A 20,956-nucleotide genomic window follows, 5' to 3' on the forward strand; every position below is an offset into this window, starting at 1 on the left:
ATTTTTAATCTCTTATAATTTCAAAATCTCCCTTTTCAGATATCCTGATAATCCTCGAAGGTTTCATGGTTCTGATTTCGTTTTGGGAAAGATTAACGATATAATCCACCTGGCTGGTGATCTTTTCGGAAATTTGCTGAAACCTCAACGCCGGCGGCTCTCCCGAAAGGTTTGCCGAAGTAGACACAATGGCTTTACCGAATTGCCTGATTACCTCGCGACAAAATTCATCCTGTACCACACGTATTCCAATTGTTCTGTCCTCAGCAGCCACACCCTTTGCCACATTTTTAGCATCCTGGTAAATCACCGTGAGTGGCTTGTTATAATTTTTAACCAGATCGAAAACCACCGGACTTAAATTCCCGACATAATCATGGATTCGCTCTGGAGTATCTACCAATATCAGCAGGCTTTTTCCTTCAATCCTCTGCTTGATTTTGTAAACCTTATCAACAGCCTTCTGGTTGGCGGCATCACAGCCGATTCCCCAGATCGTGTCGGTCGGATAAAGGATGGTTCCTCCGCGTTTTAATACCTGTACAGTCTTTTCAACTTCGTTTTGCATATCTCATTTGATCTGATGATGGACTCATTTTTATTGTACTCTCTTAAGTAATTTTTCTTTGGAAATATTCAAGGCACATTTAAAATGTCCTTCAGGACATGCCTTGTGGCCATGTAGCCCGCATGGCCGGCAATTTAGCGCTTCATCAACCTCAATTACCATCGAATTGTCGGAGAGCGGACCGAAACCGTAAGCGGGAACGGTAGAGCAAAAAACTGCTGTCAAAGGTGCATTCATGGCACTGGCAAAATGCTGTGGAGCTGAGTCGTTCACAAAATTCATGATGGCATGTTTCATCAAGGCTGCAGACTCTAAAAATGTCAATTTACCACTGAGGTTCATCGAATTGGCATGGCCTGATGCTGTAATAATCTGTTCGCACAGTTTCTTATCATGCTTCGAACCCAGAAAATAGACCATCAGCGCTTTATCAATTGCTTGCAAAAATTCAGTCCATTTTTCTGGCGGATATTGTTTTGTAAACCACAACGAAGCCGGAGAAATAGTAATGTACTGAATGGTTTTAAATTGTGATACCCTGGCAAAATCGGTTTGTGAGGGGTACAATCTAACCTGAAAATCACGGCTTTTATCAGTAATCATGTCAATAACCGCAAGATTGCGATGCACCTCATGTTCACTTTTTTGAGGGTTTGATGAGATACGGTGTTTTTGGGATTTTGTAAAAAACACTGAAAATGGATTTTTAGTAAACCCAAGTTTGATATCAGCACCGGAAAGTACTGTGATCAGTCCGGTTGATGTAAACCGCTGGAGGTTAACCACTGCATCATAGCGATGCCTCCTGATCAGTTTCACGAGGTCGAGTATCTCCCTATATTTTTGACCTGTCTTATCCCAAACCAAAACTCTATTTATCTTCGGATGGCCGATAAGCAATGATTCGATACCCTTTTTTATCAGAAAATCAAGTTCGGCGTCGGGGTAAAAAGTTCTAAGCTTCTCCACCACTGGGGTTGCGAGCACCACATCTCCAATAGATGCAGTCTGGATAATGAGAATTTTATGTATGGGGGTGTCTTTCAAAGTACAACTATTTTAAACCGGAACATCATACTCACGTAATGCTTCATTCAACGAAGTTTTCAAGTCGGTTGAGGGCTTGCGTTTACCGATGATCAGTGCGCAGGGTACCTGGAAATCACCGGCTGGGAAAGATTTTGTATATGATCCCGGAATTACCACCGATCCTGCAGGAACAATCCCTTTCGATTCGATGGGAACTTCGCCGGTCACATCAATAATTTTGGTGGACTGGGTGATAACTACATTTGCTCCCAGTACAGCAGCTTCCTCCACTCTGACCCCTTCAACCACAATGCATCGTGAGCCGATAAAACAGTGATCTTCGATGATCACCGGCGCTGCCTGCACCGGCTCAAGTACTCCTCCAATGCCAACGCCACCGCTCAGATGGACATTCCTGCCAATTTGTGCACATGATCCGACGGTTGCCCAGGTGTCAATCATAGTCCCGGTATCAACGTAGGCGCCTATGTTCACATAGGATGGCATCATCACCACACCTTTGGCCAAAAATGCGCCATAGCGCGCTACAGCAGGTGGTACCATTCTTACTCCTAATGTTTTATAATTATTTTTTAGTGGTATTTTGTCGTGAAACTCAAAAATTCCAGATTCACTGGTTTCCATGGTGCGGATCGGAAAATAGAGTATCACCGCTTTTTTAACCCACTCGTTCACTTTCCAGCTGTCGTCAACTTTCTCAGCACATCGTAACTGCCCGCTGTCCAGCATTCCGATCACAGTTTCGATAGCGGTTTGTGTCCGTTTGTCGGCTAACTTTTCACGATAATCCCATGCAATTTCTATTAATGCTCTCAGTTCTTCCATGTCCTGATTTTTCATTCGGCTCAAAAGTATTCAAAATAATTTTCTTTATACTTTTGCAGCATCACTTTTAACAATACCACATCGGATTTTGGGAAGAATCATTGCCATAGATTACGGTCAAAAGCGCGTCGGCCTTGCTGTGACTGATGAGTTACAGATCATTGCAACGGCGCTTGATACAGTGCATGTTAAAGATATCTTCGATTACCTGAAAGACTATATTCAGCATGAAAATGTCGAGAAATTTGTAGTGGGGGAACCCCTTAATCTGAACAACACTCCTTCGGACTCACAGAGATTTACTGAACCATTTGTAAAAAAACTGAAAAAACAATTTCCTCAAATTCCTGTTTTTAGGGTTGACGAACGTTTTACTTCAAAAATGGCCAAAGATGTGATCCTTAATTCAGGAATCGGAAAAATGGCAAGACAAAACAAGGATATTGTTGATAAAGTAAGCGCAACCATAATGCTGCAATCTTTTATGCAACAACTTAACAGTGCTCATTAACTGATCAAAATATTAGAAAATGATATTACCTATTGTGGCTTACGGGCATCCGACACTTAAAAAAGTTGCCGAAGACATTGATGCCGATTATCCGGGGCTTGATGAACTGATTGCCAATATGTTCGAAACCATGTATGCTTCCAATGGCATTGGACTTGCCGCCCCACAGGTTAATCAATCCATCCGCCTCTTCATTATTGATGCATCCCCATTAGCCGATGATCACCCTGAATTGGCAACTTTCAGAAAAATCTTCCTCAATCCCTATATTATTGAGGATTCAGGTGAAATAGTGACTGCTGAAGAGGGCTGTCTGAGCATTCCTAACATCAGGGAAAATGTTGATCGACATGATGTGGTTGTCCTTGAGTATTATGATGAAAACTGGAATTTTTTTGAAGAACGATTTGACGGGATAAAAGCAAGAATCATCCAGCACGAATACGACCATTTGGAAGGGGTTCTTTTCATTGAAAAGATCAGTACATTGCGCAGAACATTGTTAACTCGCAAATTGAAAGATATTACGAATGGTAACATCAGTGTGGACTATCGTATGTTGTTTCCAGCAAAGAAAAAACTGAAAGTCACGTAAAAATATAAACCAAATAAGTCCATCACAATGAAAAAAGTAACTGGAAATTTGATCTTCGCTTTGCTCCTGGTTTTGGTGTTAAGCAGTTGTAGCAGCCCAAGAAGTAAGGCTGTAACCCAAATCGAAAGTATCGAGAGTGCATTGTTCAGCGAAGCCGGTATGATTGATAGAGAAAAGGTTGGCGAATTAATTGACGCCTACCTTCTGTTTGTCGAAACTTATCCCACCGACACACTTGCACCTGTCTACCTCTTTAAAGCTGGCGATATGGCGATGAATACCAACCGTTCGGTACAGGCCATTCAATTCTATGGTCGGATTATTGAAGAATATCCTGACTATCCTAAATTGCCGGAAGCCATGTTCCTGCAAGGATATGTCTATGAAAACAATCTTGGACGTGTTGATAAAGCCAAAGAAATTTACGAGAAGTTCCTTGAGCTTTATCCTGAAAATGATTTTGCTGACGATGCAGAAGTTTCGTTGAAATATTTAGGGAAATCTCCGGAAGAATTAATTGAAATTTTTCAGCAACAGGCTGCTCAGGAAGCGGATTAATTCGCTTTTTCTTTCCCCTCAGGTTTTGTTAAATCCTGATTAAACTCACTGTCCAGAAAGTTTTTTAGTTGCGATGGCTTAACATTCAGCGTCAGTTCTCCGCGCTGGGCATAGGCAATCTGCCCGGTTTCCTCCGAAACAACCAACGCAAGGGCATCAGTTTTTTCGGTAATACCTACAGCGGCTCTGTGCCTTAACCCCAAGTCACCCGATAATTGTCGATTGCCTGATACCGGTATGATGGCACGTGCTTTATGGATTTTATTGTTCAAAATAATTACTGCGCCATCGTGTAAAGGGCTATTTTTAAAAAAAATACTAATAAGAAGGTCTTCACTGATCTTTGCATCTAAAGAAAGACCAGTCTCGGCATATTGCCTTAATTCGTTCACCCTTGCAATAACAATAAGTGCTCCTGTTTTACTCAGTGCCATCTTGCGACAAGCTGAAACAATGTGATCAACATTCAATTCATTAAGACTTCCATTGGAAAACTTGAAAATACCAAAACGCTTGCGCATTTTATCCAGAAACCTTGGAGTGCCAATCAAAAGGAGGAATTGCCTGATCTCCGGCTGAAAAACAATGATTAATGCGATAAAACCCACCGAGATAAAAGCACCGAGGATTTGGCTAACCATTTCCATTTCAAGCAACAGTACGACACGCCATAAAATAAAGATCGAGATAATACCCAGGAAAATGTTGATGGCTGCCGTACCCTTCACAAGATTATAAAGCACATAAATAAGCAATGCAACCAAAAAGATATCAATGAAATCAGTGAGTTTGATCTGAATGAACGCAGTGGTGAATAGTTCTGACATAATCTTGTTTTTACAGGCCAAAAATAACTAAAACCTGCAACTTCCCGAACATTAACAAAAATGGGGCAAACAATTTTTTATTTTAAATGTTTACTATTCGTCAAGAAGATGAAAAATACAATGACTGAAATACTTAACAATTTCCCTCTTTTTCCAATAAGCATAATTGTACTTCCAGGTGAAATACAACCGCTCCATATCTTTGAGCCGCGTTACAAACAATTGATCCGCGATATGGAGGAAACCAAAGGTACTTTTGGAATACCTTTTATTGTTGATGGAAAACTTTGTCAATATGGTTCCGGAGTAGTTTTACACAAAATTCTGGCTGTAAGCCCTACCGGCGAAATGGATATTCTTGTAAAAGGAGTCAACATTTTCAGTATCGAAAGTATGGAGGAGCAACTTGCAGGCAAGCTCTATGGCGGTGGTACAGTTAAAATCCTCAATGAGATAAATAAACCTCCATCAAATGATTTACGTAAAAAATTTGAAGGCTATCAAAACCAGCTTTCCCGGATCAATAAAATGGATGCAACCCCATCAACACTGCCCTTGAACCCTCTAATCCTTGATATCGCCGGCCAGATGCCTTTAGAACTCGAAGAGAAATACAAATTTATCAGGTTAGATTGCCATGAGAAAAGAGAACATTTTCTCATGATTAAACTAAATTTTCTATTGATGATCAATAAAAAACTGGAAGAAGTCGGATACCGGTTTTATTTGAATTGATCTCATCGTACCATTTTCCCTTTTTCACTTCAAACCATTTGCTTTTTGAATTGATTTAAAATACAGTCAATTAGATACTATTTTTGACAAGTCTTGAAGACGTTGTCAGGTCAGGAAAACCTGTCAACGTGCGATACCCTGCATACGGGGCTTGCAGGGATAGACGCTGTGTTTAAAAAACTTCAATTCTTCGGTACATCTATATTCAGCTTTTGAGCAAATCGGAATTCATTCCTCACATTTGATTTTCTCTTCGATCCTTACAAACTCAAATCTCATCGAGCGGTATTGATTACCGATTTCGGCCACCAGATTTACTTCTGAAACCAAACTGTAGCTGATGAAAGTGGGAAAATCATGCTTTGTATTTTCACTGCGGAAGCTGTTTTCCGTGGTCGCTACAATTTCAAAGGAAACCGGCTGCTGGTTTTGCGGCACGTCTGCTAAAAAGAAATAATGATCAGCAGTCTTCCTGATCAGCATTTGCTCTTTAAAAGTCGTATCGCTTCCAGACAATGAGAAAGCGCTACCTGAAATTTTTCCATTGATGGTATCTACCACCCAGTGTTCATAATCGCCTGTTTCGGTGTTTTGCCAAGTTCCCATTAGCCATAAAAAATCGCTGGTTTTCAATTCCTTAGTCTGGCTGTTGCCTGCTAAATGAAGAAGCAGAATACTGATGATAAAGGTTAGACTTTTCATAATGAATGTGCTTTTTAAATTAATCCAAAAGAAATTGCAATAAAACTTGGTCCGTTTAGTCCACCGTGCATGATTACCCCCACCCAGGAGTTTTTGGTGCGCTGCACAATGTACGATTGAATGAAAATGAGTGGAATTAAGGTAATCATCAGTTGCCAGCCGAAAGCGATGTGAAACAACCCCCAACCTACGCCATGAATTAGCCAGGCATTCTTTCCGAAAGCCACTTCCTGGCGGGGAAGCATTACGCCGCGCCACAACAGTTCTTCGCCCATAATATTTAAAACCCAGTATGGAAGCCACACAGCCAGCAGCCAATAGCGTCCGGCACTTAAAGGTTCAAATGACATGAATGGTGGCGAGTGATCGAAGGCGCCGATGAAATATTCCAGTGTTTTGAGAACCAAGCCGCTTATTATTCCAACCACTAATAATCCTCCTATGCTCCAGATCAGATCGTTAGTAGTAATTTTCCTGAACCTGAGCCGGTCACTCCATGTTGCTTTCGAAAAATTTTCTCCTTCGGATTTTAAAATGAAAATCGCTGCCAAAATCAATGGGGTGAATATTCCCAACCCTGCAACCACGAACCAGAAAAAGATATTCTCCATCCCGGTTTGCTCACTCAAAAAGGGAATCAAGTACTTTGTCAAAACAAACATCAGCAATGCAGCAGGAATGTAGATCACAAAAGATGCTACATAGCCCATTTTCGGTAATTTATCGAGAGAGTAGTTCATTACGTTCAAATGATTTAATCACTATTCTACAAACAAAACCAACCCTTTCAGGTATTGCCCTTCAGGGTGATAGATATTAATGGGATGATCGGCAGGCTGTGTCATTTGTTGCAGTATCCTCACCGGGCGACCAACAGCCGCTGCAGCAGCAAAAACAGACAGCCGGAAATCATCCGGAGTGACCACCTGCGAGCAGGAAAAAGTAAAAAGTACCCCACCAGGTGTCAGTTTTCTGATTGCGGCTTCGTTTAGCCTCCGGTAGGCTTTCAGCGCATTATCAAGTGATTGACGGTGCTTTGCAAATGCTGGCGGATCAAGCACGATCACATCGTATTGACTGTTTTCATTTCTTAAAAAATCGAATACATCATCAGTCAGAAACCGGTGTTTTTCATGTTGCCCAAAGTTAAGTTCCATGTTGGTTTGTGCAAGATGCACTGCCTTCTCAGATGCATCAACACTGTCAATCTGAATTGCCCTTCCCCTGCCGGCGTACACCGAAAAACCGCCGGTGTAGGAGAACAAATTGGCCACTTTTTTTCGGTTGCAGTAACCCTGCAGAAGTTTCCGGTTTTCGCGCTGGTCGATGAAAAATCCTGTTTTTTGTCCTTCACGGATGTCAATTTCAAATTGATTTCCATTTTCAAGTACGATCACTTTTTCGGCTGAACCTTTCAGAAAATCACCTGTGGCCTGCTCTCTTGCAGTATTCAAGGTGCCTTCGCTTTTGTCGTAAACGGCTGTAATTTGCTCTCCTAAAATTTCTGTCAGGATTTCGGCAAACAGCTCCCTGTGCTGGTACATCCCTACCGAATGCGCCTGCAACACAGCCACACCATTGTAAAAATCGACAATTAACCCGGGGAAACCATCGCCCTCGCCATGGATCAATCTGAAGACGTTGGTTTCAGGGTTATCGAAAAAACCGATTGACCTGCGGAAGTTGATCGCCTTCAAAAACTTTTCCTGCCAAAAAGTGTTGTCAGCTTCGGTTTTTTGAAAGGAAAAAATCCTGACCATAATGGAGCCATTTTGAAAATGACCCGTGGCCAGGTATTCGCCATTGTTGGAATAAACTTCAACAATATCTCCGTCGGATGGCTTTCCGGCAATGCTTTTTATTGCACCCGAAAAGACCCACAGGTGAAAACGCTCCAGCGACCGTTCCCTACCGGATTTTAGTGTTACTTTTGGAAATTGAAAATGCATACCTTGTATTTTGCTACAAATTAAATCAAAACTCTGGCAATGGAAATAATCTATCAGACCATCGGATACCTCGTAACAGCATTTGACAACCCTGAAGAGATGCCGATACAACCCTGCAGCAGGTTGGTGAAGCCTGGTCATGCAGTGATCGAACCGGAATATTTTGAAGGGTTGAAGGACATAGAAACATTTTCACATGTCATACTAATTTATCATTTTCACAGGAGGACAAAAACATCACTCCGGGTAAAACCATTTCTTGATCAGGAAGAGCGCGGGGTATTTGCCACAAGAGCTCCTGTCAGGCCAAATGCCATCGGTTTGTCAATCGTAAAATTGGTAAAAATTGAGGAAAACAGGTTGTATTTTGAAAATCTCGATATGCTCAACGGTACGCCATTGCTCGATATCAAACCTTATGTTCCGGAATTTGACCAGCCTTCAGAAGCAACTTCAGGATGGCTGAGTGCCTTAAAAGATACGACAATGATTGTTTCGGACAAGCGGTTCGAATAATTGGGCAACAATTTACACTGGTTTGACAATTACTATCTTTCAATTGCGTTCGCTTTGTCTTAATTTGAAAATTATGGCTTTACAGGAAGAATTAGAAAAACAAGGTCTCTTTCTCTTTAAATACAGAAGCTACCTGCCATTGATTGTTTTGTTTATTGGCTTTGTACTTTACATGCGAACTGAAATGTATCCTGAGACATTTTTCCTGGAAGAAACTCCGTATGAAATCTATTTTGAGATGATTTGTTTAGTAATCAGCCTGTTTGGTCTGGTTATCAGGGTATACACGGTTGGTTACACTCCAAAAAACACTTCCGGAAGGAATACTAAAGAAGGCCAGGTTGCTGAAAGCCTGAACACAACAGGGATCTATTCTATGGTCAGGCATCCGCTTTATTTAGGGAACTTCCTCATGTGGTTGGGGCCGGCAATGCTTACTGGACATTTCTGGTTTATCATTGCATTTGTATTTTTTTATTGGGTTTACTATGAACGTATAATGTTCGCTGAGGAGCAATTTTTAAGAAAAAAATTTGGCCAGCAATATCTTGATTGGTCTGATGAAGTTCCAGCATTTGTTCCGGCATACAAAAAATTCAAAAAACCAAACCTGATGTTTAGCTGGAAAAAAGTATTAAAGAAAGAGAAAAACGGCTTATTTGCTTTGTTTTTAATCTTTTTTGCTTTTGATGTTACCGGCGAGTTTATTGAGCGTGAGAACCATTTTAACCTTTTTTTAATCTACGCTGTGATATTAACAGGGTTTGGGTTTATCTTCCTGAAATACATCAAGCACAACACGCATTTACTTAATGAAACTGAAAGATAACTTAACAGATTAAGCTCTTCAAATCGTCTGATCAATTTACGTTTTGTTCTAATTTAGAAGTGTGGCGATGACATTTTTCAATATCAATTCTATTTAAAAAACGACTTTTATAAATAGTTTCAGGTAGGAAGGTCATCTGATTGCGTCTCAATTTTAAAATCATTTAGCACTCGCCTGACTTCCCCTGCATTATTGGTTTCCATTAGTGCAGCGCGCAACCGGGCAGCTCCTTTAAAAGCATTGGTATAAATCTTGAAAAACCGCTTCAACGTTGCAAAATTCCGTTCAGTACCCCAGGTTTTGGTAAACAAATCCACATGATGCCAGAGCAGTTCCAGTTTGTCGTTAACTGTGATTTCAGGTTGTGGTAGGTTGAAAAACCATGGATTATGGAAGATCCCTCTACCCACCATCACACCATCGGCGCCGGTTGCAACGCATTTTTGAAGGGCATCCTCCACACTCATCACATCACCATTGCCTATTATCGGTATGTTTTTTCCAGATTGGTTACGCATCCCCACCGCTTTAGCGATTTCACGCCAGTCGGCATCCACTTCCGATTGGTCTTTCTGGGTGCGGGCGTGAAGGATAATGGCGGCCGGGTCTTGTTCCAGCAAAAACCCAATCCAGTTTTCGGTATCATGCTTTTTGAGCCCGGTTCGGGTTTTTATGCTGACAGGAATGTTGGATGCTTCCTTTGCAGCCTTGATGATCTCGGCTGCCAGTGCCGGTTGCCCGATCAATGCCGAACATCCGCCCTGCTTAACAATTTTCTTCACCGGACAACCCATGTTGATGTCAATGCCATCGAATTGCATTTCAGCGCAGATTAGCCGGGTTGCTTCATAAAACTTCTCCGGGTTGGCGCCCCAAACCTGGGCAACTATCTTCATCCCCTTGCTCCTCAACACAGCCCTCTCCGTATCGTTGACCATCAGCCGGCTGATCACATTCGGCCGCCCCACCGGATGACACAATCCGTCGGTAGAAGTAAATTCGGTAAAGATCACATGAAAAAACCGTGGATCGGAAATTTCCATCACCAATTGCCGGAAAGAGGTATCGGTAACATCCTCCATCGGCGCAAGCGTGAACACCGGTTTGGGCAGTAAAGTCCAGAAATTATCCATCAAGATCTGTAAAAAATAGTCCACAAAAATAGTATTTCCGGACAGAGCGCTTTCGTAAGTCAGGAAGGAGTTACATTTGCGGGTATTTTTATTTAATCATCTCCAACAGCATATACCATGAATTTCTCTGATTTGATTCAGCAACGCTTCAGTGCCCGAAAATACCTAAACAAGCCAGTCGAGCCTGAAAAAATTACCCGCTGCCTTGAAGCCGCCCGCCTCGCCCCTTCAGCCAGCAATTCTCAGCCCTGGCGCTTTATTGTTGTCAACAACCCCGGACTGAAAGAAAAAGTGGCAGCGGAAACGTACAGCACATTGCTGACTTTCAATAAATTTGTCCACCAGGCTCCGGTAATTGTTGTGTTTGTTATCGAATCACCGAAGCTGATCACTCAAATCGGCGGGCGCATCAAAAACAAGGAGTATTCATTGATTGATATTGGCATTGCTGCTGAACACTTTTGTCTGCAGGCCACCGAGGAGGGGCTTGGTACTTGTATGCTGGGATGGTACAATGAAAAGGCAATTAAAACCTTACTGAATATTCCTGCTTCGAGAACTATTGGTTTGCTGGTTACACTTGGCTATCCTGACTATGAGACTGTTCCATCAAAAAAACGGAAAACATTTGAATCGCTGGTGAGTTATAACAGTTACTAATGCATAGGGAACAAAGCGGTGAGTGCGGAACTGGAAATAGGGTCTGTTTTGATAAGGCAGCATGAACTTTTACTATTTTCTTGTTGTTTAACTTGATATAAAATTTCTTCAACAGAGTTCAAATTAAAGAGCTCCAGATTATTTAAACTTCAATTTGGGTTAAATGGAAAAGAAAACATTTCTTATTGTTGGCGGGTCTTCGGGCATAGGTCTTGAATTAACGAAAAAATTATCAGTCCGGGGTCACCAGGTTTTTGTATATTCAAGAAAAGGTGAAAACCTGATCGGAATGGAAAATGTGCATTTCCGCTCACTTGATGTAACCGACGATGAAATTGATATGGGAGACCTTCCTGAGGTCATTGACGGACTGGTGTATTGTCCTGGTACTATTAACCTTAAACCATTCAGGAGATTAGATGAGAATGATTTTCTCAGCGATTTTAAAATAAATGTCACCGGTGCTGTCAAGGTGATTCAAAAAGCATACACTGCGCTTCGTAAGTCTGATCAGGCTTCTATCGTGATGTTCAGCACCGTGGCTGTAAAAGTGGGCATGAATTTTCACAGCAGTATTGCCGCCTCAAAAGGCGCCGTTGAAGGCTTGGTCAGATCACTGGCAGCCGAATTTGCCCCAAAGATCAGGGTGAATGCCATTGCTCCTTCTCTGACGGATACCCCTTTGGCTGCTCCTCTTCTATCTACAGAGGCCAAAAAAAATCATTCATCTGAAATACACCCGTTAAAAAGGTACGGAAAAACTGAGGACCAGGTGAATGCAGCATTGTTCCTGCTTGGCGGGGAATCCTCCTGGATCACAGGTCAGATTTTGCATGTCGATGGCGGGTTGTCAGTGATTAAATCCTGATCATATTTAGTGTCAGCAATAATGCCCCCCATTTTTCGTCTAAAGCATTTTCGATCCATTGTTTGCAGGTAAAAAGATTCTTATAACTTTGCAGCCCTTACCTGATAACTCTCCTGATAATTTGAATGAATTTATCTCAACTAACTTATAAATCATGAGACACTATTTTTTTCTTTTAATTGCCATCGGTATGACGCTTTTTAGCTGTACTCAAAAGCCAGAGAACCCGCTACTGGCTGAATTCAAAACACCATTCGGGGCTCCGCCATTCGATCAAATTCAGAATGAGCATTTTATGCCTGCCTACAAGGAGGCTATTCAATTGCACAAGGCTGAAATTGACGCCATCACGAGTAATACATCGGCACCCGATTTCACAAATACAATCGAAGCTTACGACAATGCTGGGGAACTTCTTAACCAGGTCAGCAGCATTTTCGGAGGACTGAACGGGGCGAATACGAACCCGGGTTTGCAGGAAATTGCCAAAGAAAGTACACCATTACTGTCGGCTCACCGCAATGACATTCGCTTCAACGAAAAGCTTTTTGAAAGAGTAAAAGCAGTTTATGATCAGCGTAATAATATAGGACTCGATCAGGAGCAACTGCGTGTTGTCGAGAAAATCTACGATGATTTTGCCCGGAATGGCGCTGCACTGCCCGAAGCCCAAAGAAACGAACTCAAAGCCATCAACGAGCGCATGTCGATGGTATCACTGCAGTTGAGTCAAAACCTGCTTGCCGAGAATAACGGTTTTAAATTGGTGATTGACAATGAACTTGATCTTGCCGGGCTCCCTGATGGAGTAATTGCAGCTGCAGCTGAAGAAGCCAAAGCAGCCGGTCAGGAAGGTAAATGGGTGTTTACCCTCGCAAAACCAAGCTGGACGCCGTTCCTTCAGTTTTCAGAGCGCCGTGACTTACGCGAAAAACTTTACAGGGCATATTTCATGCGCGGTGACAACAACAACGAGACCGACAACAAGGCTTTATTCGTCGAATTGATGACCCTGCGCCAAAAAATGGCTGAATTGCTTGGCTATACAAATTATGCTGAGTTTTTTATCAGCGACCAGATGGCGGGATCTCCGCAAAACGTGTATGATTTTCTTTACCAGGTTTGGGAACCTTCTATTGTAAGGGCTAAAACAGAACGGGATGACATGCAGGCGATCATTAATCGGGAAGATAAAGATTTCACCCTTCAATCATGGGATTGGTGGTATTATGCTGAAATTGTCCGCGCAGAAAAGTATAACCTGAATGAGGATGAGTTGAAACCTTACTTTACACTGGATAATGTGCGGGAAGGAGTTTTTAAACTGACCAACAATCTTTTTGGCCTCACATACAACAGGCGAACGGATGTGCCGGTTTATCATCCGGAAGTAGAAGCTTTTGAAGTGATTGACAATGATGGCAGCCATCTTGGGCTACTTTATATCGATCCACATCCCCGTCCAGGTAAGCGAAGCGGCGCCTGGTGCGGAACCTATCGTAACGGATCATGGAAAAATGGTGAAAAGATTGCCCCAATCGTTACCATCGTGATGAACTTCACCCGCCCGACCGGAGATCAGCCTGCGCTGCTTAGCTGGGACGAAACTACCACCTATTTTCATGAATTCGGTCATGCCCTGCACAATCTTTTTGCCAATGGTCATTTTAAAAGGACCAGCCGGAGTGTTCCACGCGACTTTGTGGAATTGCCTTCACAAATACTCGAAAACTGGGCAAGGGAGCCTGAATTACTCAAAACTTACGCCCTGCATTACCAGACCGGTCAACCCATTCCGGATGAATTGATTGAAAAACTTGATAACAGCAAGTACTTTAACCAGGGATTTGATAACACAGAATACCTTGCTGCCGCTATTCTCGATATGGACTGGCATACCGGTAGTGTTACACAGGAAACTGATGTCAATGCTTTCGAAAAAGCCACCCTTGACAGAATCGGCCTGATCCCCGAAATTGTTCCCCGTTACCGCACAACCAACTTTGGCCATATTTTCGGGTCGGGATACGCTGCAGGTTACTACGTTTATCGCTGGGCAGGTGTGCTCGATGCGGATGCTTTTGCTGCTTTTAAAGAATCAGGGGATATTTACAACCAGCAACTTGCTGCCAATTTTCGCAAGTACATCCTGGCCGAAAACGCACTGTGGGAAGGGATGGATGCCTATGTAAAATTCCGTGGTCATGAACCTTCAATTGATCCTTTCCTGGAAAGAAGCGGTTTGAAATAATCTGAAAACTTCACACTAAAAGAGGCTGTCCTAAAAGTCTGGATTTTACCCGAACCGTTGAAAATCCAAATGAAAGACTTTTGAGACAGCCTCTTTTTTTTTCAAGCGTCAACCATCAGGGCATAGTTTTACTTTTTATCTCTATTCCGCCTTTAACATAGATATCTTGCTGCGGGAAAGGAATTTCGATATTGTGAGCTTTGAACTTTTCAAAGATGGCATAATACAGCTGGCTTTTCAGGACTTTTGGCTTATCGCTGTATGTTTGTGTCCACACACGCAAATTAAAATTAAGGCTACTGTCTCCGAATTCATCAAAAAGTACATCTGGTTCTGGGTTTTTGAGTACCTCCGGATTATCATTTGCAACCTCCAACAGCAGCTTTCTGATGGTTGCAGGGTCTTCCTTATAGGCCACACTCACCGGAAAGTTTAACCTTACATTACGATCGTTAAGGCTCCAGTTTATTACCCGTTCGTTGATAAAAGCTGAATTGGGTACAATAACACTGATGTTATCATTGGTGATAATGGTTGTGGAGCGTGCTGAGATACTGGCAACAGTTCCTAAAATATCATCCACTTCCACACGGTCGCCTACTTTGATTGGGCGTTCAAACAGAATGATAACGCCACTGATAAAGTTGTTGGTGACATTCTGAAGGCCGAACCCAATACCAATTCCTAAAGCTCCGATAAGCAATCCCAAAGCACTCAGATCAATACCTGAAGTTTGAAAAATGATATACGTGCCCAAAAGAACCAGCACATAACGAATGATCGTAGCAATGGATTGACTTACCCCAATATCGAGTTTATAGCGGGGGAAGATTTTATTTACCAGCAATTTCTTCAGTTTGGATGTCAGGTAAATCAATAAGAAGAGCGAAACTACGACGATTGTCAATGATTTTAAAGTAAGTGGTGTGGAACCAAGTTTCAACAACTCAAAGTTCCAGATATCTCGAATTCGTTCCAGGATTGATTCAAACTGGTTCATAGGGCAATTTTTAAATTTTTACAATATTCATAACCAATTTCAAACATCTCGTCAACATGTGATGTATTCAAGAGTTCAAACTTTGACAATTTTTCAGGCTCAATTAAAATATCACATTTGCCGTCAATCCCTTTGGTTGTTGCATTTACACTCAGTTGAAATGCCCTTGTAGCAGCATCTATAAGGTTTTGAATTTTTAAAATTGTTTGTAACGGACTAATGTTTACAGCAATGATTTTCCGACATTTCCCTATCAACGGTTCAACCGGCAAATTGTCCATTATTCCTCCATCAGCATAAAGACTTTGACCAATTTTTACAGGTGAAAACAATACTGGTATTGACATGGAAGCCTGGATGATTGTTGTAAGATCACCTTTGTTGAAATACTCAATTTTTCCCTCAAAGAGATTTGTAGTAGCCACATACAGTGGAATCTTCAGATCGGCAAAATCATCAACAGAAAGATGCTTTTTCAGTAATTCCCTGGTTCTATCAAGGCTTAATAAGCCATTTTTTGGCACGATAACCTGCGCATAATCATTGAACTTGTTCTCCTTCATCATCGTAAAAATATCATCAGGTTTCATTCCTGATGCAATAAAAACACCGACGAGAGCTCCCGCACTCACTCCGGAAATAATATCCGGTTGAATGCCTTTTTCCTCTAACGCCTTCAGAACTCCAAGATGGGCAAATCCCCTTGCTCCACCCCCGCCCAATGCAATACCGATTTTATATTTTTTCATTTTCAATGATGTAAGTTGATTAAATATTTTTTCAATTTTGATGGTCATTGTATTCACAGTTTTGAATTATTTAATCAATCACAGGCTTTTTCAACGATTTGGACAAAGATAGCAAAAGAAATTTTCAGATAACTACAGATTTTAAAACGGATAGTTTCTCATTTAGCCCCTGGACTTATATGAGATATTGTTGAGCAGAACCTGACATCTTTATGTTTCAATCATGATATTATCCTAAAAAATTGAAAAATATATCAGATTATCAATAAATTAGCTTATTTTTGTCAAAATCGATTCCAAAAAATTAATTTTTAGTCATGTTTAAAGAGAAAGTATTTACCCCCGCAGACACGATTGCAACCAAAGAAAAAACTGATCTTGTTGATTTTTTATACGACCATCTCGAAGAATACGGGGACAAAAAAGAGCACATTACCAATTCAATAGATTATGCCATGCACCATTACCCCCTTGCAGGTGGTTTTGTGTTGCAGGTAAATAAAGGTGAAGAGATCATTGGTGCAGTTGTGATGAACAAGACCGGAATGGAAGGCTTCATACCTGAAAATGTATTGGTTTATATAGCTGTGCATCGCGATTACCGGGGAAAGGGTATAGGAAAAACCCTGATGGAAAAAGCAATAAGACTGGCCAAAGGTGATGTTGCATTGCACGTTGAACAAGATAATCCTGCAAATTTCCTTTACAAAAAATTAGGCTTTGTAAATCCGTATCTGGAGATGAGGTATTATAAAAATGGAAAATAACCGGGAAGGTCCCTTCCTACTTGTTTCCAGACCTTTTTTTTATACTATCCTAAAATTGTAAAATGCATTTTCCCTCAATTATCGAGATCAGCAAATCCGCGCTGAGGCATAACATTTCATTTCTCCAATCCTATTTGCAACCGGGCGTCAGAATTTCCTCGGTTGTTAAAGCCAATGCATACGGCCACGGTGTTTCTGTATTTGTTCCCCTCGCTGAAGAATTTGGCATTGATCATTTCTCCGTTTTTAGTCTTGATGAGGCTTTCAACGTCAGGAAGTCATTGAAAAATCACGCTGATATCATGGTCATGGGCTGGGTTGATCCGAAAGATATTCCCTGGGCAGTTGAGCATGATACTGAGTTTTATGTTTTTGAGATGGATACACTACATGCTGCATTAAATGCGGCAAAATTCAATAGAAAACAAGCAAAAGTACATCTTGAAGTTGAAACCGGTATGAACAGAACCGGTCTCTCTGTCAGAGACCTCAAAAAAGCAATGAAGTTGATCACAGAAAACGTTGCATATTTTAATATCCGTGGGCTATGTACACACTACGCCGGTGCTGAGAGCATCTCCAATTATCTCAGGGTAATTCATCAATTGAAAAGATTTAACCAAAAACGAAAGTTGTTGCTGCACAACGGCATCGTTCCCGCATTTAACCATACGGCTTGCTCTGCAGCATGTGTCGCCTACCCGAAAACACAAATGGATATGGTAAGGATCGGTATCCTGCAATACGGCTTTTGGCCCAGTCCCGAGACTTTCATTCACTACATCCATGGAAGGAATGACAAAACTGATCCCTTACAACGTGTCTTGAGCTGGAAAAGTAAAATCATGAGTATAAAGGATGTCAGTGAAGGGGAATTTGTCAGTTATGGTACGACCTACCTGGCAAAAAGTGATATGCGAATAGCCATTATTCCTGCCGGTTACTCGCATGGATACAGCCGTTCACTAAGTAATCAGGGCAGGGTGCTGATTAGCAATCAGCGGGTGGGAGTGATTGGTACTGTAAATATGAACATGCTGATTGCCGATATTACCGGACTTGAAGATGCCAAGATAGGAGATGAAGTGGTGTTTATTGGTCGTCAGGGTGATAAAGTGATTAATGTTTCCTCTTTTACTGAGTTAAGCGACCAACTGAATTATGAATTACTGGCCAGGCTTCCTATGAATATTCCACGAATAATTGTTGACTAAAAATCCAAACCAATGGCATATGTTGAATTAAACAGGCGAAAGCTAAGGCATAATTACAAATTTCTTAAAGAACTCTTCGGCAAGCACAACATCAAATGGGGAGTAGTATCGAAGTTACTTTGCGGGAATAAAAAATTTATCCAGGAGGTTTTAGCTTTGAACCCATTAGAAATTCACGACTCAAGAATCAGCAACCTCAAAACAATAAAAGAGCTGGCGCCCGACATGCAAACCGTTTACATCAAACCCCCTCCCAATGGATCAATACCGGGTTTGGTGAAATATGCAGATGTCAGCTTTAATACAAGCTTTAAAACCATTAAGATGATCTCGGATGAGGCTGTATTGCAGAACAAGATCCATAAGATCATTATTATGATTGAGATGGGCGACTTACGGGAAGGGGTGATGGGTGATGAATTGATGAATTTCTACAAAAGGGTGTTTACTTTGCCAAACATCGAGGTAATAGGAGTTGGCGCAAATCTAAACTGTCTCAACGGCGTTATGCCGACACACGACAAACTCATTCAGCTAAGTCTTTACAAGCAACTCATCGAAGCCAGGTTCAATAGAAAAATCCCCTGGGTAACGGGTGGGTCTTCGGTGACAATACCCCTTGTTTTTAAAAAACTTATCCCAAAAGGGATCAATCATTTCAGGATTGGGGAAACACTTTTCAGGGGGATTGATTTGTTCGAAGATAAATTGATTCCCGGAATGAAAGGAGATGTTTTCAGGTTACATACTGAGATCATTGAGCTGAGGGAAAAGCCAAAAATCCCCTCGGGTGAAATTGGAACAAATGTAGCAGGCGAAACACCCGAGATTGATGAAAATAATTATGGAAAAACTTCATTTCGTGCCATTCTCGACATCGGTTTGTTGGATATTAAACCTGTTGATCTTGTGTCTGAGGATAAATCAATAGAGTACTCCGGTGCCAGCTCCGATATGGTGGTGATGGACTTGGGAAAAAATGAAAATAATTATAAAGTAGGTGACACAATCTCGTTCAAATTGAGCTATATGGGCATTCTGGCCATCATGAATTCAAATTACATCAGCAAAGAGATTGTACAATGATTGCTTTGATTTTGTCGCAGATGTGAAACTATACGAACTTTAAGCCTTAAAGATAGATGACAAAAGGACACCTGGTATCAATAACCGGCAAAAGCAGCCAAATTCAATGCAATGGAGTAGTGCAGGAATTGTTTTAGGAAGGTAGGGTTTTCATTTTGAGAAAGATCACTGACCATGAAAACGACGAGCAACTCATTTTGATCAATTTCCGCATTGAAATTCAGCATGATACTGTTTGTCTCATTAGCATAGCGGGTAATATAATAGCTTGCGTATTCCCATTCATCGTCTTCTTCAAAAAAATCAGCATCGTCTTCATCCATGTACCAGCTATCAGTGCTGCTTACAAATGGCATACTTAAAACGTGATTGAAAATTTTGTAAGCATTGGTTTTTGCATTTGCAAAATCACCCGCATCATAAATCATTGCATAGTAGTGTAGCGTATTGTTCTCGTTGGTAGTATAAAACCAACCGTTTGAGTAGTCCATGGTTTCACCGGCAGGAATGGTGATGGTTGCTCCAGTTTGGTAATCTTCATAAACGTCGTATCTTGTGTTGTTCATGTTCAGATTGAACGCTGAAGTGATTTCAGATATATCATTTCTGTCTTCGACTTCCATTGTGGATAATATTTCCTGATAACTTGCACTCCAGGTCTTTGTTATTTCATTATCACCAGAGCCAACTATGTTATATTTCACATCGTCTTCCATCATTTTATTTTGCATTTCATTTCCTGAATTATCAGGCACAACAGTGTAACTGGCATATAGATTTGCCTGTAAAGATGCTGTTCCCGGGAATGGGTCGCTTGAAGCAAGAAGTTTGGGGATATAAAAACTGGCTGGGATGGCCCAATTCAAACGGGCAGTACCCGATCGAAGTCCACCGTCGGCAATTCCGATAACCTGACCGCTTTTTGTTAAAATCGGAGCTCCTGAATGACCAGGCTGGATGGTAGAACTAACACGTAATATCCTTACTTTTGATAAGGGATATCCCTGCTGTTCGTCAAGGATAAACTTGAAATCGGTATTGTTCACCAGGCTATTGAGTGTTGGGGGCGGATCAAGACTTCGGGAAAACCGCACATCATCCCCTGCCATGTGGAAAATCCCGTGAGGATAACCCCAAATGAAAAACTCACCGGTTGAATTATGATCAACATCAGCAAGTGATAAGGGAGTAATCCCCAAATCGGTATCTAGCTCGAGCAATGCAAGATCAGCTTCCTTTAGCACCCTGACTACTTTGATTACGCCGCTTTCTTTTTGTTGCCTGTCAGTATAAACCACAATATCTTTGACCGGAATTCCTGCAACAACATGAAGCGCTGTGATCACTTGTCTTGGATTACCATAACACCATCCCGTCCCATTACCGATCTTGGTTACAATTTTTCCTTTTTCATCAGGGCCTTTAAATGTCGTCTTGATCTTAACCACCGACCTTGCAGCATCACGATCGGAAGATTGTGCAAATAATGCTATAAATTGAACGGTTGCAAAGAAAAAAATAAAGGAAAGTAAAATTTTGGTTCTCATGTTCTTGGATTTCTAA

At 41.5% G+C, this 20,956-nt stretch carries 23 protein-coding genes; 12 read left to right on the plus strand and 11 right to left on the minus strand.

Translation table 11 applies throughout. The features are described from left to right. Positions 1–4: 4 nt before the first annotated feature. The 3 genes from IH598_13930 to IH598_13940 are packed head-to-tail and all read right to left on the minus strand — an operon-like array spanning position 5 to position 2,443. On the minus strand, positions 5–568 hold the full coding sequence (locus IH598_13930; GenBank protein MBE0639612.1) for a threonylcarbamoyl-AMP synthase: 564 nt from the start codon (positions 566–568) through the stop codon (positions 5–7). A 30-nt stretch (positions 569–598) separates the two neighbouring features. Further along, on the minus strand, positions 599–1,600 hold the full coding sequence (locus IH598_13935) for a glycosyltransferase family 9 protein (GenBank protein ID MBE0639613.1): 1,002 nt from the start codon (positions 1,598–1,600) through the stop codon (positions 599–601). A 27-nt stretch (positions 1,601–1,627) separates the two neighbouring features. Further along, positions 1,628–2,443: a 2,3,4,5-tetrahydropyridine-2,6-dicarboxylate N-succinyltransferase gene (locus IH598_13940; protein ID MBE0639614.1), complete on the minus strand. Its 816-nt coding sequence runs from the start codon at positions 2,441–2,443 to the stop codon at positions 1,628–1,630. Positions 2,444–2,531: 88 nt separating this feature from the next. Between IH598_13940 and ruvX the strand changes: the two genes are divergently transcribed. The 3 genes from ruvX to IH598_13955 are packed head-to-tail and all read left to right on the plus strand — an operon-like array spanning position 2,532 to position 4,107. Continuing rightward, positions 2,532–2,954 (plus strand): Holliday junction resolvase RuvX, encoded by a 423-nt coding sequence (gene ruvX, locus IH598_13945; GenBank protein ID MBE0639615.1) that lies wholly within the window; start codon positions 2,532–2,534, stop codon positions 2,952–2,954. Between the two features lie 19 nt (positions 2,955–2,973). Further along, positions 2,974–3,549, plus strand: coding sequence for a peptide deformylase (def, locus tag IH598_13950; GenBank protein ID MBE0639616.1), 576 nt, complete (start codon positions 2,974–2,976; stop codon positions 3,547–3,549). Between the two features lie 27 nt (positions 3,550–3,576). Next, positions 3,577–4,107 (plus strand): tetratricopeptide repeat protein, encoded by a 531-nt coding sequence (locus tag IH598_13955; GenBank protein ID MBE0639617.1) that lies wholly within the window; start codon positions 3,577–3,579, stop codon positions 4,105–4,107. Here IH598_13955 and IH598_13960 read toward each other — a convergent pair. Further along, positions 4,104–4,934, minus strand: a complete 831-nt coding sequence (locus IH598_13960) for a TIGR00159 family protein (protein ID MBE0639618.1) — start codon at positions 4,932–4,934, stop codon at positions 4,104–4,106. The genes IH598_13955 and IH598_13960 overlap by 4 nt on opposite strands. A gap of 120 nt (positions 4,935–5,054) precedes the next feature. Here IH598_13960 and IH598_13965 point away from each other — a divergent pair, with 120 nt between their 5' ends. Next, complete coding sequence (locus IH598_13965) at positions 5,055–5,669, plus strand: LON peptidase substrate-binding domain-containing protein (protein MBE0639619.1); 615 nt, start codon at positions 5,055–5,057, stop codon at positions 5,667–5,669. A gap of 228 nt (positions 5,670–5,897) precedes the next feature. Here IH598_13965 and IH598_13970 read toward each other — a convergent pair whose 3' ends face one another. From IH598_13970 to IH598_13980, 3 genes are read right to left on the minus strand one after another with little or no spacing between them, the layout of a single operon-like run. Beyond that, positions 5,898–6,371, minus strand: coding sequence for a hypothetical protein (locus IH598_13970; GenBank protein MBE0639620.1), 474 nt, complete (start codon positions 6,369–6,371; stop codon positions 5,898–5,900). 14 nt (positions 6,372–6,385) lie between these two features. Then, positions 6,386–7,081, minus strand: coding sequence for a CPBP family intramembrane metalloprotease (locus IH598_13975; protein MBE0639621.1), 696 nt, complete (start codon positions 7,079–7,081; stop codon positions 6,386–6,388). Positions 7,082–7,132: 51 nt separating this feature from the next. Beyond that, a complete protein-coding gene (locus IH598_13980) occupies positions 7,133–8,320 on the minus strand; it encodes a class I SAM-dependent rRNA methyltransferase (protein MBE0639622.1) in 1,188 nt (395 codons plus the stop codon). A gap of 39 nt (positions 8,321–8,359) precedes the next feature. Between IH598_13980 and tsaA the strand changes: the two genes are divergently transcribed. Together tsaA and IH598_13990 are read left to right on the plus strand one after the other, a co-directional pair. Then, a complete protein-coding gene (tsaA, locus tag IH598_13985) occupies positions 8,360–8,836 on the plus strand; it encodes a tRNA (N6-threonylcarbamoyladenosine(37)-N6)-methyltransferase TrmO (GenBank protein MBE0639623.1) in 477 nt (158 codons plus the stop codon). 73 nt (positions 8,837–8,909) lie between these two features. After that, positions 8,910–9,665 carry a DUF1295 domain-containing protein gene (locus tag IH598_13990; protein ID MBE0639624.1) on the plus strand — a complete coding sequence of 252 codons (756 nt, stop codon included), beginning with the start codon at positions 8,910–8,912 and terminating at the stop codon, positions 9,663–9,665. A 119-nt stretch (positions 9,666–9,784) separates the two neighbouring features. Here the strand turns inward: IH598_13990 and IH598_13995 are convergent, their stop codons facing one another. Further along, on the minus strand, positions 9,785–10,798 hold the full coding sequence (locus IH598_13995; protein MBE0639625.1) for a tRNA-dihydrouridine synthase: 1,014 nt from the start codon (positions 10,796–10,798) through the stop codon (positions 9,785–9,787). A 117-nt stretch (positions 10,799–10,915) separates the two neighbouring features. Here IH598_13995 and IH598_14000 point away from each other — a divergent pair, with 117 nt between their 5' ends. From IH598_14000 to IH598_14010, 3 genes are all read left to right on the plus strand, one after another. Beyond that, positions 10,916–11,458 carry a nitroreductase family protein gene (locus IH598_14000; protein ID MBE0639626.1) on the plus strand — a complete coding sequence of 181 codons (543 nt, stop codon included), beginning with the start codon at positions 10,916–10,918 and terminating at the stop codon, positions 11,456–11,458. Positions 11,459–11,621: 163 nt separating this feature from the next. Further along, the gene (locus IH598_14005) at positions 11,622–12,326 is read left to right on the plus strand and encodes an SDR family oxidoreductase (GenBank protein ID MBE0639627.1); all 705 of its coding nucleotides are present in this window, start codon (positions 11,622–11,624) and stop codon (positions 12,324–12,326) included. 154 nt (positions 12,327–12,480) lie between these two features. After that, positions 12,481–14,577 (plus strand): M3 family metallopeptidase, encoded by a 2,097-nt coding sequence (locus IH598_14010; GenBank protein ID MBE0639628.1) that lies wholly within the window; start codon positions 12,481–12,483, stop codon positions 14,575–14,577. Between the two features lie 115 nt (positions 14,578–14,692). Here IH598_14010 and IH598_14015 read toward each other — a convergent pair whose 3' ends face one another. Together IH598_14015 and IH598_14020 are read right to left on the minus strand one after the other, a co-directional pair. After that, positions 14,693–15,577, minus strand: coding sequence for a mechanosensitive ion channel family protein (locus IH598_14015; protein ID MBE0639629.1), 885 nt, complete (start codon positions 15,575–15,577; stop codon positions 14,693–14,695). Next, a complete protein-coding gene (locus IH598_14020) occupies positions 15,574–16,326 on the minus strand; it encodes a patatin-like phospholipase family protein (protein MBE0639630.1) in 753 nt (250 codons plus the stop codon). Before IH598_14020 ends, IH598_14015 begins: the two co-directional genes overlap by 4 nt. Before the next feature lie 317 nt (positions 16,327–16,643). On the opposite strand from IH598_14020, the gene IH598_14025 reads away from it, so the two are divergent. From IH598_14025 to IH598_14035, 3 genes are all read left to right on the plus strand, one after another. Continuing rightward, positions 16,644–17,093: a GNAT family N-acetyltransferase gene (locus IH598_14025; GenBank protein ID MBE0639631.1), complete on the plus strand. Its 450-nt coding sequence runs from the start codon at positions 16,644–16,646 to the stop codon at positions 17,091–17,093. 62 nt (positions 17,094–17,155) lie between these two features. Further along, positions 17,156–18,307: an alanine racemase gene (gene alr / locus IH598_14030; protein MBE0639632.1), complete on the plus strand. Its 1,152-nt coding sequence runs from the start codon at positions 17,156–17,158 to the stop codon at positions 18,305–18,307. A gap of 12 nt (positions 18,308–18,319) precedes the next feature. Further along, positions 18,320–19,393: an alanine/ornithine racemase family PLP-dependent enzyme gene (locus tag IH598_14035; protein MBE0639633.1), complete on the plus strand. Its 1,074-nt coding sequence runs from the start codon at positions 18,320–18,322 to the stop codon at positions 19,391–19,393. A gap of 77 nt (positions 19,394–19,470) precedes the next feature. Here the strand turns inward: IH598_14035 and IH598_14040 are convergent, their stop codons facing one another. After that, entirely contained in the window at positions 19,471–20,940 is a 1,470-nt protein-coding gene (locus tag IH598_14040) for a trypsin-like peptidase domain-containing protein (protein ID MBE0639634.1), read from the minus strand. Between the last annotated feature and the right edge of the window lie 16 nt (positions 20,941–20,956).

It is taken from the genome of Bacteroidales bacterium, from assembly GCA_014860585.1.
In the GTDB taxonomy this organism is placed as follows: Bacteria; Bacteroidota; Bacteroidia; order Bacteroidales; family 4484-276; genus RZYY01.